Annotated in this window: 11 protein-coding genes; 2 read left to right on the top strand and 9 right to left on the bottom strand. The window is 50.6% G+C overall.

Features of this window, described 5'->3' with window-relative positions; all coding sequences use genetic code 11:
- Positions 1-24: 24 nt before the first annotated feature.
- From sucA to sdhC, 5 genes are all read right to left on the bottom strand, one after another.
- Entirely contained in the window at positions 25-2,835 is a 2,811-nt protein-coding gene (gene sucA / locus BZG23_RS01370; RefSeq protein ID WP_046073554.1) for a 2-oxoglutarate dehydrogenase E1 component, read from the bottom strand.
- Positions 2,836-2,949: 114 nt separating this feature from the next.
- A complete protein-coding gene (locus tag BZG23_RS01365; protein WP_046073555.1) occupies positions 2,950-3,660 on the bottom strand; it encodes a succinate dehydrogenase iron-sulfur subunit in 711 nt (236 codons plus the stop codon).
- 14 nt (positions 3,661-3,674) lie between these two features.
- On the bottom strand, positions 3,675-5,441 hold the full coding sequence (gene sdhA / locus BZG23_RS01360) for a succinate dehydrogenase flavoprotein subunit (RefSeq protein ID WP_046073556.1): 1,767 nt from the start codon (positions 5,439-5,441) through the stop codon (positions 3,675-3,677).
- Positions 5,442-5,792, bottom strand: a complete 351-nt coding sequence (sdhD, locus tag BZG23_RS01355) for a succinate dehydrogenase, hydrophobic membrane anchor protein (RefSeq protein ID WP_046073557.1) — start codon at positions 5,790-5,792, stop codon at positions 5,442-5,444.
- Complete coding sequence (gene sdhC / locus BZG23_RS01350) at positions 5,786-6,178, bottom strand: succinate dehydrogenase cytochrome b556 subunit (protein ID WP_046073558.1); 393 nt, start codon at positions 6,176-6,178, stop codon at positions 5,786-5,788. Before sdhC ends, sdhD begins: the two co-directional genes overlap by 7 nt.
- 399 nt (positions 6,179-6,577) lie before the next feature.
- On the opposite strand from sdhC, the gene BZG23_RS01345 reads away from it, so the two are divergent.
- The gene (locus BZG23_RS01345) at positions 6,578-7,867 is read left to right on the top strand and encodes a citrate synthase (protein ID WP_046073559.1); all 1,290 of its coding nucleotides are present in this window, start codon (positions 6,578-6,580) and stop codon (positions 7,865-7,867) included.
- A 112-nt stretch (positions 7,868-7,979) separates the two neighbouring features.
- On the opposite strand, the gene BZG23_RS01340 is transcribed toward BZG23_RS01345, so the two are convergent.
- Positions 7,980-8,738: a Nif3-like dinuclear metal center hexameric protein gene (locus tag BZG23_RS01340; protein ID WP_077605918.1), complete on the bottom strand. Its 759-nt coding sequence runs from the start codon at positions 8,736-8,738 to the stop codon at positions 7,980-7,982.
- Between the two features lie 176 nt (positions 8,739-8,914).
- Positions 8,915-9,112 carry a DUF2517 family protein gene (locus BZG23_RS01335; RefSeq protein WP_046073561.1) on the bottom strand — a complete coding sequence of 66 codons (198 nt, stop codon included), beginning with the start codon at positions 9,110-9,112 and terminating at the stop codon, positions 8,915-8,917.
- Positions 9,113-9,259: 147 nt separating this feature from the next.
- On the opposite strand from BZG23_RS01335, the gene BZG23_RS01330 reads away from it, so the two are divergent.
- Positions 9,260-10,069, top strand: a complete 810-nt coding sequence (locus BZG23_RS01330) for a DUF1853 family protein (RefSeq protein ID WP_077605917.1) — start codon at positions 9,260-9,262, stop codon at positions 10,067-10,069.
- Between the two features lie 55 nt (positions 10,070-10,124).
- On the opposite strand, the gene pgm is transcribed toward BZG23_RS01330, so the two are convergent.
- The gene (gene pgm / locus BZG23_RS01325; RefSeq protein WP_077605916.1) at positions 10,125-11,771 is read right to left on the bottom strand and encodes a phosphoglucomutase (alpha-D-glucose-1,6-bisphosphate-dependent); all 1,647 of its coding nucleotides are present in this window, start codon (positions 11,769-11,771) and stop codon (positions 10,125-10,127) included.
- A gap of 28 nt (positions 11,772-11,799) precedes the next feature.
- Complete coding sequence (gene seqA / locus BZG23_RS01320) at positions 11,800-12,345, bottom strand: replication initiation negative regulator SeqA (protein ID WP_046073564.1); 546 nt, start codon at positions 12,343-12,345, stop codon at positions 11,800-11,802.
- Positions 12,346-12,400: the final 55 nt, after the last annotated feature.

Below are 12,400 nucleotides of genomic sequence, written 5' to 3'. Positions count from 1 at the left end.
TATTTATCCTTAATGTTCTAGTTCTTACTTTAGGGTCAGAGCGTCTTGAACTAACGCTTTTTGTTGTTTCTGGTGTACAGACATATAACCTACCGCAGGTGATGCGGATGCCGAGCGTCCGGCATAGGTCAATGTGGCATCTTGCGGTAAGGCAGCACGGAAGTTGTGCTGGCTGCTGTACCACGCCCCTTGGTTTTGTGGCTCTTCTTGGCACCAAACAAAGTCTTTCGCATTGCTATAAGGCGCAATCGCGTCTTTAACCGCGTCCAGAGGGAATGGATAAAGTTGCTCAATACGGATAATGGCAACGTCATCAATCTCTTGCTCTCGGCGTGCTTGTAGCAAATCATAATAGACTTTGCCCGAGCACATCACGACGCGTTTCACCTTGCTTGGCTCAAGATCGTCCATTTCACCAATCGCTGGTAGGAAATCACCCTCGGTTAAGTCTTCCAAGTTAGACACACACAGTGGGTGACGTAACAGCGACTTCGGTGACATAACGATCAAAGGACGACGCATTGGGCGCACCACTTGCCGGCGCAACATGTGATAAACCTGCGCGGGGCTTGATGGCACCACAACCTGCATATTTTGCTCAGCACACAGTTGCAGATAACGCTCTAAACGTGCTGACGAGTGCTCGGGACCCTGCCCTTCATAGCCATGAGGAAGTAGCATAGTCAGGCCACACATGCGGCGCCATTTTTGTTCACCAGAGCTGATGAACTGATCAATCACCACTTGCGCACCATTGCCGAAGTCACCAAACTGTGCTTCCCACACGGTTAAACCGCCTGGCTCAGCGGTGGCGTAACCGTACTCAAACGCCAGTACCGCTTCTTCCGATAACACGGAATCGAAGATCTCGAATGGTCCTTGTTTGTCATGGATATTTGCAAGTGGCAAATACGTGCTGCCATCTTCTTGGTTGTGGAGCACCGCATGACGGTGGAAGAAGGTGCCGCGACCTGAGTCTTGACCCGTAATGCGGATACGTTTGCCATCATCAACCAAAGTGGCATAAGCAAGGGTCTCAGCCATCCCCCAATCAACCATCTTTTCGCCTTCTACCATCGCTTTGCGATCTTTGTAGAGCTTGGCAACACGGCTGTGGAGTTTATGGCTATCCGGCAACTGGCAAATGCGATGACCCAGCTCTTTCAGACGCTTAGCATCGAACTTATTCGCCCACTCTACCGTCCAATCGTGGCCTAGATAGGGCGTCCAGTCGACAGAATGCAACACCATTGGGCGCCACTCTTTCACCACACACTCACCACTATCGAGAAGGTCACGATACTCATTGATCATCTCAGTGGCTTTTTCGAGATTAGCGACCCCTTGTTGATCCAATACATCGGCATACAGCTTACGCGGAGTAGGATGCTTTTTGATCTTTTGGTACATCATCGGCTGAGTCGCGTTGGGCTCATCCGCTTCGTTGTGGCCATGGCGACGGTAACAGACTAAGTCAATCACCACATCACGCTTAAACTCGTTGCGAAAATCGAGCGCCAAGCGCGATACAAAAGCAACCGCCTCGGGATCATCTGCATTGACGTGGAAAATCGGCGCCTGCACCATCTTAGCGATGTCTGTACAGTATTGCGTCGAGCGTGAATCAGCCGGATTCGACGTGGTAAACCCAATTTGGTTATTGACCACGATGCGCACGGTGCCGCCTACTTGGAAGCCTCGCGCTTGCGACATGTTGAAGGTCTCTTGTACCACTCCTTGCCCGGCGATAGAGGCATCACCGTGGATGGTAATAGGGAGGACACTCGAGCCGGTATTATCTTCCAGTCGGTCTTGGCGAGCACGCACGGACCCCATCACCACCGGGTTCACAATCTCAAGGTGTGAGGGGTTGAACGCCAACGCAAGGTGAACATCACCACCTGGTGTCGCGAAATCAGACGAGAAGCCTTGGTGATATTTCACATCCCCGGTTCCCCAACTCTCGTCTTGTTTACCCGCGAACTCATCAAAAAGCTCGGACGGTTTCTTACCTAATACGTTTACCAACACATTGAGGCGCCCACGGTGAGCCATTCCGACCACCACTTCTCGTGCGCCTTCGCTACCCGCGTGGCGAATCAGCTCTTTCAGCATCGGGATCAGCGAATCACCGCCTTCAAGAGAGAACCGCTTAGCGCCGGGGAATTTGGCACCAAGATAGCGTTCGAGGCCTTCAGCTGCGGTGAGCTCTTCTAAAAAGGTGAGCTTTTCTTCTTCGCTAAACTGCGGCTGTCCAACCACAGACTCCAGGCGACCTTGGATCCAGCGCTTTTCTTCGGTATCGGTAATGTGCATGTATTCTGCACCGATAGACCCACAATAAGTCTTCTCAAGCGCATCATACAGCTCGCCCAATTGCATATTGTCTTTACCAATCGCAAATGAGCCGACATTAAAGGTTTCGTTGAAATCCTGCTCATTAAGAGAGTGAAAAGCAGGTGACAGATCAGGTACAGGTTTACGTTTCCATAACCCGAGAGGGTCTAGGCTGGCCTGTTGGTGGCCGCGGAAACGAAAAGCATTAATCAGTTGAAGAACTTTGACTTGTTTCGCGTCTACATCTGGATCATTGACTGAAGCACTTGCACGCGATGTATCGGTAGCTAAGCGTCGAAAGTAATCACGAACACGAGAGTGAGGTTGTTCTACCGCGGTATCACTTACCACTGGCAGCTGGTCGAAAACCGCTCTCCATTCTTGATCAACTAACTCCGGGTCACTGAGGTACATTTCGTAGAGGTCTTCTACGTACGTTGCATTGGCGCCAGCCAAATGAGAAGACTCTAACCAAGCCTTCATCACGCCATTTTGCATTGTTATCCCTTAACCACTAGTTATTTATCCAAACACCGGTCTGAGGCCGGGTTACCTGTTATTAAGCCCCGTCCGAGGACGGGGCATTTTTTTCTACGTTATTGGTTCAGCGTTTTAAACGCCGCGCTGAATCAGCATAGACTTGATATGCCCAATTGCCTTGGTTGGGTTCAGTCCCTTTGGACATACACTGACACAGTTCATGATCCCGTGGCAACGGAAGACACTAAAAGCGTCGTCTAGATCAGATAACCGCTCTTCGGTCGCTGTGTCACGGCTATCCGCCAGCCAACGGTAAGCGGCAAGCAAGCCCGCTGGACCAACAAACTTGTCAGGGTTCCACCAAAATGAAGGGCATGCGGTACTGCAACATGCACACATAATGCACTCATACAAGCCATCAAGTTCCGCGCGATCTTCCGGCGCTTGCAAGTTCTCTCGCGACGGTGGCGTTTCATCATTCATCAGGTAGGGTTTGACACGCTCATAGTTCTCATAGAACTGCCCCATATCAATAATAAGATCACGCACCACCGGTAGACCGGGTAGCGGACGAATCACGATTTCGGACTTGTCCATCAGTGAGGACAGCGGCGTGATGCATGCCAGGCCATTTTTACCGTTCATATTGACGCCGTCAGAGCCACAGACACCTTCACGGCACGAGCGACGGAAAGCCAAAGTAGGATCTTGCTCTTTAAGCTGAATGAGCGCATCCAGCAGCATCATGTCAGACCCTTCAGGCACATCCAGCGTGTAGTCTTTCATGTATGGCGCATTATCTACATCTGGGTTGTAGCGATAGATAGAAAACTTAACATTCATCGTTCTCGACCCCCTTAGTAACTGCGGACTTTCGGTGGGAAAGCCTCACGGTGCACTGGCGCCATATTGACGTCGCGCTTCGACATGGCTTCGGTTTCTGGGTTATAGATGGAGTGGCATAGCCAGTTTTCATCATCGCGGTCTTGATAGTCGAAACGCGCATGTGCGCCACGGCTTTCAGTACGATAATGGGCTGATACCGCCGTTGAATACGCGGTTTCCATCAAATTCTCCAGCTCCAAACATTCGACACGCTGGGTGTTGAACTCGGTTGACGTATCATCAAGACGCGCCGACTTAAGGCGTTCGCGAATTTCCTTCAGCTCTTTCAGCCCTTTTTCCATCGCCTCACCTTCTCGGAACACAGAGAAGTTTTCTTGCATACAAGCTTGCAAATCTTTGCGGATCTCAACCGGGTCTTCACCCTGCTGGGTGTTATTCCAACGATTAACCCGTGCCAGTGACGCCTCAATGTCTGACTCGCTCGCATCGCGCGCTTCTACTTGCGCGGCGAGTGTCTCGCCAAGGTGCAGGCCGGTCGCTCGGCCAAAGACAACCAAGTCGAGCAATGAGTTGCCGCCCAAGCGGTTGGCACCGTGAACAGACACGCTGGCAATCTCGCCACAGGCAAACAAACCTTGTACTTCAATGTCATTGCCGAGCGGGTCTTGCTTGATTGCTTGGCCAGACACTTGTGTTGGAATGCCCCCCATCATGTAGTGACAGGTTGGGATCACCGGAATCGGTTCTTTGATAGGATCGACGTGCGCAAAGGTACGCGACAAGTCAAGAATACCGGGGAGACGAGACTCGAGCACATCTTTGCCAAGGTGATCGAGCTTCAGTTTGAGGTGTGGGCCCCATGGGCCGTCACAGCCACGCCCTTCTCGGATCTCGATCATCATTGAACGCGCCACCACGTCACGCCCTGCCAAATCTTTCACATTGGGGGCGTAACGCTCCATAAAGCGTTCACCATCTTTATTGAGCAGATAACCGCCTTCACCACGACAACCTTCCGTCACCAATACACCCGCTCCAGCAATGCCTGTGGGGTGGAATTGCCACATTTCCATATCTTGCATTGGCACGCCTGCGCGCAGCGCCATTCCCACACCATCGCCAGTATTAATATGCGCGTTGGTGGTTGATTGATAGATACGACCAGCGCCACCTGTCGCAAGCACGGTTGCCTTGGACTTAAAGTAACAAATCTCGCCTGTTTCCATACACATGGCGGTCGCACCAACAATCACACCGTCTTGGTTCTTCACCAAATCCAATGCATACCACTCAGAAAAAATGGTGGTTTTGTTTTTAATATTTTGCTGATACAAGGTGTGCAGCAGTGCGTGCCCGGTCCGGTCAGCAGCCGCTGCCGTTCTCGCTGCTTGCTCGCCACCAAACTCTTTGGACTGGCCACCAAACGGGCGTTGATAGATGGATCCGTTTTCGAAGCGAGAAAATGGCAGCCCCATTTTTTCAAGCTCAATCACAGATTGAGGGCCTGTCTTACACATGTACTCAATGGCATCTTGGTCGCCAATATAATCCGACCCTTTCACCGTGTCATACATGTGCCATTGCCAGTTGTCCTTGTGCGAGTTACCCAATGCTACCGTAATCCCACCCTGCGCGGACACAGTGTGCGAACGAGTTGGAAACACTTTAGATAACAGTGCACAGGTTAGGCCCTGCTCTGATATTTGCAGTGCGGCGCGCATACCTGCGCCACCTGCGCCAATGACAATTGCGTCAAATTCGCGAACTGGAATACTCACTTACACACCCCACAATACAAAGAAACCGGCGAAAACATAGATCAGTAGCATGGCCACAACGCCCAGTTGCAACATGCCACGCAGCAAGGCTGGCTTGATATAATCAGTCAATACTTGCCACATTCCGATCCAGCCGTGAATCAGCACGGAGACCAGGGCTAACATGGTAAAGACTTTGGTACTGGTCTGGCCGAAAAACGCTGTCCATGAGGCATACGTAATCTCAGGACCAAAAACGGCAAAACCGACCATATAAAGTGTGTAAAGTGTGATGAGAATCGCAGTGGCGCGAATCAGCACATAGTCGTGCACACCATTGCGCCCGACCGATGAGATGTTTTTAGTTACCATACTAAAACCCCCGCCAACACAGACAATACGCCAGTGATAACAAATGCAACCTGCGCACTTTGCGCGCCAGACTCCAGCTCTTCAAAATAACCCATGTCTTGGATCAAATGACGGATCCCGCCAACAATGTGATACGCCAGCGCCGTCAAAATGCCCCAAAGGATCAGTTTGACGAAAAAGCTATCGACAATGGCAGCAGCGGATTGAAATCCATCAGGAGAAGAGAGAGACAGGCTAAGCAGCCATAGGAGGATGGCGATCGAGACAAAGGTGATGACACCTGCCACTCGATGCAATATAGACGCAATCGCTGTTATCGGGAAACGAATCGTCTGGAGGTCGAGGTTTACGGGTCTTGACTTTCTTTCTTTCACGATATTGCCCACTCAGCTCCATTGAGCATTTATAGTTATTACACTCTCTGAACCTCAGTACTCAAAGCGTAAGACCTGCAACATCTGCGTAACGCGCTTCATGTACCTTATTGCTTATAACTGCAATTCTTGGCGAATGGATCACGTCAGTTAGGAAAGGTGTTTGAGCCCCTAAACGCTCTAGGATACTGATTTGCCCAGAGACCTCGAAAAAGTATACGTGGCGTAACAGACAATTACAAACGCACAAAATTGACCGGAATCTCACAACAGATATTTAACTCGCATTGCAAATAAGTTATTAACTGACGCACACATCGATAGGTTAAAAATTGACATCATTAGGGTCGATCGGTACAACGGTCGAGTCCGTATCCTGGATGGGATTATAAAATAACAAAGGAGATTGTTATGGCAGAGAAGAAAGCTACCCTACATATCGAAGGGAAAGCACCAATCGAACTGCCGATTATCGAGGGCACCGTCGGTCCAGAAGTCATTGATGTGCGCCAGCTGGTAAACGAAGGCTATTTCACCTTTGATCCTGGCTTTGTCGCAACGGGTTCGTGCAATTCGCAAATCACCTACATCGATGGCGCAGCCGGCGTATTGCTGCACCGCGGTTACCCGATAGATCAACTTGCCAATAACGCTGATTATTTAGAAGTCTGTTATATCCTGCTCTACGGTGAAGTCCCTACCCAAAAGCAATACGATGAGTTTCGCTCAATGATCGTGCGCCACACCATGGTGCATGAACAGATTGCAAGCTTCTTCCACGGCTTCCGCCGTGACGCTCACCCAATGGCCGTAATGGTCGGGGTTGTAGGTGCACTGGCCGCGTTCTATCACGACTCTCTCGACATCAACAACGATCAACACCGAGAAATCACGGCGTTCCGTTTACTGTCGAAAATGCCAACATTGGCTGCAATGTGTTACAAGTACTCGATCGGGCAGCCATTTATTTATCCACGTAACGACCTCGACTACGCGGAGAACTTCCTACATATGATGTTCGCCACGCCATGCGAAGAGTATGAGGTCAACCCTGTGGTTGCGCGTGCAATGGATAAAATATTCACGCTGCACGCCGATCACGAACAAAACGCATCCACATCAACAGTACGCCTTGCGGGCTCGTCAGGTGCGAACCCATTTGCCTGTATTGCGGCAGGGATTGCCTCGTTATGGGGACCCGCCCACGGCGGTGCGAATGAAGCGTGCTTGCGTATGTTTGAGCAAATCGGGCATGTTGATAACATTCCTGAGTATATTGCTCGCGCGAAAGACAAAGATGATCCATTCCGCCTGATGGGCTTTGGTCACCGCGTCTACAAGAACTACGATCCTCGCGCAACCGTGATGCGTGAAGCCTGTCACGAAGTGCTCAATGAGTTACAAATACAGGACCCACTGCTTGATGTAGCGATGGAGCTAGAGCGCATCGCATTGTCAGATGATTACTTTATCGATAAGAAACTTTATCCGAACGTTGATTTCTATTCAGGCATTATCCTGAAAGCGATCGGGATTCCCACGTCGATGTTTACAGTGATCTTCGCGATGTCTCGTACCATTGGTTGGATTGCTCACTGGAATGAAATGCATACCGACCCACACAAGCGTATTGGGCGCCCGCGTCAGCTTTACACAGGCTATACGCAACGCGAGTTTACGCCGATGGACAAGCGCAGTTAAGCCGCGAATGTCATATAACAAAGCCGCCAATAGGCGGCTTTTTCTTTATCATCAGCAGTTTATCACATTGCTGCGTCTACCTTTTATCGCACTTAGCCTCAACGCCTAGGCGTTACGCTGGATTGTCGATATCAATAAAGTGCACATTCAAACCATGCTGCTGGGCAAGCCACTCCCCTAGCGCTTTCACGCCATAACGCTCGGTCGCGTGATGCCCTGCCGCGATATAATGCACACCTTGCTCGCGCGCCGAAAAGGTTGTGCGCTCAGAGATCTCACCCGACAGATACGCATCCATCCCTTGTGAAGCGGCCAAGTCGATAAAATCTTGCGCGCCACCAGTACACAGCCCAACGGTTTCAATCCGCGTTTGTTGGCCACCGTCAATCACAAGGGGCGTCCGGTTAAGCACCGTGGCAACTTGTTGCTCAAACTGAGCCAACGTCATGGGCGTTGAAAGCTTTCCATAAACAGGAATCGAGACAGAGTTGTCAGGCTCCAATCCCCCAAGCAGCTCAATGCCTAAACGTTTGGCAAGTTGCGCGTTGTTACCCAGCGTCGGGTGAATATCCAAAGGCAAGTGATAACCGTATAGATTGATGCCATGTTCAATCAACATCTTGATACGTTGGTACTTCATGCCGCGAATTTGCTGTGGTTCGCCGCGCCAGAAGTAACCATGGTGCACCAAGATGGCATCCGCATTCTGCTCAATCGCTGCATCAATAAGATCTTGGCAAGCCGTCACCCCTGTGACGACAGTGTGAACCTCATCACGCCCTTGCACTTGCAGTCCGTTCGGGCTGTAGTCTTTGATGCTATCCGGTTTTAGTTCGGCGTTGAGCAATGCTTCCAGTTCAAAATTATTCATAGCATTCACATCCACTTGCGAGACAATGGCAACAGTGTAACCTGACAAGCAAAAATAAAAAAAGCGGCGAGCACGAATGGCTCACCGCTTATCTAATCGCGACCTATCTGTTCGGCTGCATCTATACGTATTTATGGCTTATACGATAGGCTAAGCCTTGATGAGGTAAAGGTGGGTTAGAAAAAACCACCGACCTTTTCCGACTCAGCTAACCAGACTGGCTTGGTGCTGTCTTTAAGCCAGACTTGATGTAAATGGCTATATAAACGCGATGCCATGGGCGGCACAATCAGTGTTGGCAGGCAAGTGATGCCCGCGATCACAACCGCGCAGCGGCGCAACACAACACGGGTTTTATCGAACGGTGTATACATAATCAACCTCACTCATCTGACCAGTTTGCAAGTATGGACGTAGTGTACCACCCGTTTTGTTTTTTTACTACATAAATGGTTATTTTTCACCCAAAAATTACCAGATTCAGCTTTAACAGTCTTTTAACAAGGTAATAAAATTACATCATGAGTGACACCGATCCGCTATTTAGCAACCAAGATCAAATCAATGCCGACTTTAGCTGGTTACAAAATCAGTTCTCACTACTCAGCGACAAGCACTTCCCGGTTGTGCCTCATCATCTTTGGCAACACAAATTACTGCCATCTCCCTCGCCCTATAAGGGACCAAAGCGTATCGGCTTTTACTATCAGTGGCTGCTCACTCAGCTCATTGATTGTCACCCGCATTTGGGGTTAGAAGCTGAGGAAATACAAATTAATGAAGGCGGCAAGACGCGAGGTGCCATCGACTTTTTAGTCAGATATCAGGGGCAACTAGAGCACTGGGAGGTAGCGGTAAAATTCTACCTCGCCCATGACAACCGTTGGTTAGGCCCCAATGCCAAGGATGCGTTAGATATCAAAGTGGCGCGAATGCTTGACCACCAATTGGCGCTATCCAGCCACCCAAGCTTCTGTCAGCAATACCCACACTGGCAACCGAGTGAGAAGCGTTTGATGGTGCAAGGAAGGTTGTACCGCCATTATCATCATGGCGAGCAGCCCCTACCAGAGTGGCCCCCCGTCAATCATGACAGCATTGGGGGATGGTGGTGTTGGCCAGATGCATTACCAACAGACAGGGAATTTGCCGTATTGGCCCGCGACCAGTGGTTGTCACTGCCCGCTTTCGCTGATTTGCCCAAGCTCGAACGCGCATCACTTGATGAGCTATCTCGCACCTGTCACTTGTTAGATGACTCACTCACCCCTTGGTTCGTGGTACCCCGCGACTGGCCAGAGACGATACCCGCGTTACCCGCTTTGAAATAAAAAACGCGCACATTGTCTGTACGCGTTTTCGACTACAGCGTCACGACGAGATGCGCTAAACGCCTTGAGCGTTGAACACGCGGTCAACAATTTGTTGCGCTTCTTGCTCAATCAAACGCAAGTGCTCATCACCTTTAAAGCTTTCACAGTAGATTTTATAAATATCTTCTGTCCCTGATGGGCGCGCAGCGAACCAACCAAATTCCGTGACCACTTTCAGTCCTCCGATGGCAGCGCCATTCCCCGGCGCATGCGTCAGTTTGGCGGTGATGGTATCGCCCGCCAAGCTCTCTGCCGTCACCATCTCGGGGCTGAGCTGACTGAGCACCTGCTTTTGCGCTGCATTGGCAACCGCTTGTAATCGGTTATACGACGGATCACCGTGCTTGTGGGCAAGTTTTTGATAATACGCCTGCGGCGTAAGCCCCGTTACCGCCAGGATTTCTGCTGCCAGTAAGCAAAGAATGATACCATCTTTATCTGTTGACCATGGCTGCCCATCAAAGGTTAAGAATGAGGCACCGGCACTTTCTTCCCCGCCAAAGCCAAGCGTTCCTTCACTCAAGCCAGGCACAAACCATTTAAAGCCGACGGGCACTTCAACCAGCGGACGAGCGAGATCGCCAACCACCTTATCAATGATCGCACTGGACACCAGGGTCTTACCCACGCCTAAATCGGCTGACCACTGCGGACGGTGGCGGAACAAATAATCGATGCACACGGCTAAATAGTGATTCGGGTTCATCAGTCCTTCGGGAGTCACGATGCCGTGGCGATCAAAGTCTGGATCATTGCCAAATGCCAAATCATAATCATCTTTGTACGCCAATAGTCCGGCCATTGCGTATGCAGACGAGCAATCCATACGAATCACGCCATCGCTATCGCGCGGCATAAAGCCAAACGTTGGGTCGACATGATCGTTAATCAGGGTAATATCCAGTTGATAATGCGCGGCAATTTGCTGCCAATAGCGGATCCCTGCTCCCCCCAAAGGGTCAACGGCAAGTTTTAAACCCGCTTTTTGAATAGCCTCGATATCAACAACCTTGGCCAGCCCAGAGACATATGGCGTCACAAGATCTTGCGCTTGGTAATAGTCACTGTGCATCGCCGCATCAATCTCCGAGCGTTTAACGCCGACGAGATGGGTTTCGATATAGTGATTCGCTCGCGTTTCTATTGCTTTCGTGATTTCGCCTTCGGCGGGTCCACCATGGGGCGGGTTGTATTTGATGCCCCCATCTTGCGGTGGGTTGTGCGAGGGAGTGATGACAATCCCGTCCGCTTTCGCGTCATGCGCGCGGTTGTAGGCGAGTATCTGCTGCGATACCCCTGGGGTGGGTGTATACCCTTGCTCAGCTTGGCCAATCACCGTAACGTGATTGGCCGTTAACACTTCAACCACGGCATCGAATGCTGGTACTGAAAGCGCATGAGTGTCTTTTCCGACAAAGACCGGGCCAGAAATGCCGCGCGCGCTGCGCTCATCACAAATTGCTTGTGCAATCGCCAAAATATGATCGCGGTTAAACGTCGTGTTCAACGCGCTTCCACGGTGTCCTGACGTCCCAAACGCAACACGTTGCGACGGATGACCTGGACGTGGTTGAGCCTGGAAAAAACGCGTCACAAGCGCCGGGATATCACACAAATCTTGCGGATTTGCGCGCTGTCCGGCTTGAGGATGCACTGCCATAATTCTCTTCTCCCATGAGTGGCATAGATTAAATCGCGTTCACAACCTTCTCAGTCAAATCACTCGGGAACTGCATTTTTTCCATCAGCTGCTCCACCATCTGACGCTTACGGCCAGTATTCGTGTTGGTGATGACCCAAAAAGGGGTGTCTGGAATCTGCTTGGGTTTGGTGGTTTTGCCGCTTTCTAATAAAGTTTGTGGATTATCGGCAAAATACAGACGGGTACGCCCTTTTAGCGCCATACCATCTGCGAATCCTTGTTGGTCAACACGGTATAAGGTGGTGAGGATCAGCATAAAACGGCCAATCGCTCGTTCTTGAGCCGCAAACTCATCTGAAATCAATAACGTTCGCATCGCTTTGACACGATCAACGGACGCACTGCGCCCAGCGTCTTTACTGACAACAATACCGCTAGAACGAGAGGGCGTCGTCGGCGCAGCCTGGGTTGGCTGCGGTGCCGAGTCCGACAGCAGTAAGCGACGCAGGATGTCTGATGCGCTTTCGCCAATATGCTGGGTTTGGCTGGCAATATACCGGTATAGATCGTCGTCAACCTCTATCGTCTTCATTGTTTTTCATCGCGTCCTGTTTATCGTTTAACGGGGCGATTATACAGAGATAGAT

It is taken from the genome of Salinivibrio sp. ML290 (assembly GCF_001995695.1).
Classification (GTDB): domain Bacteria; phylum Pseudomonadota; class Gammaproteobacteria; order Enterobacterales; family Vibrionaceae; genus Salinivibrio; species Salinivibrio siamensis.
The sequence above is the reverse complement of the archived record's forward strand: the minus strand, read 5'-3'. Positions and strand labels throughout refer to the sequence as shown.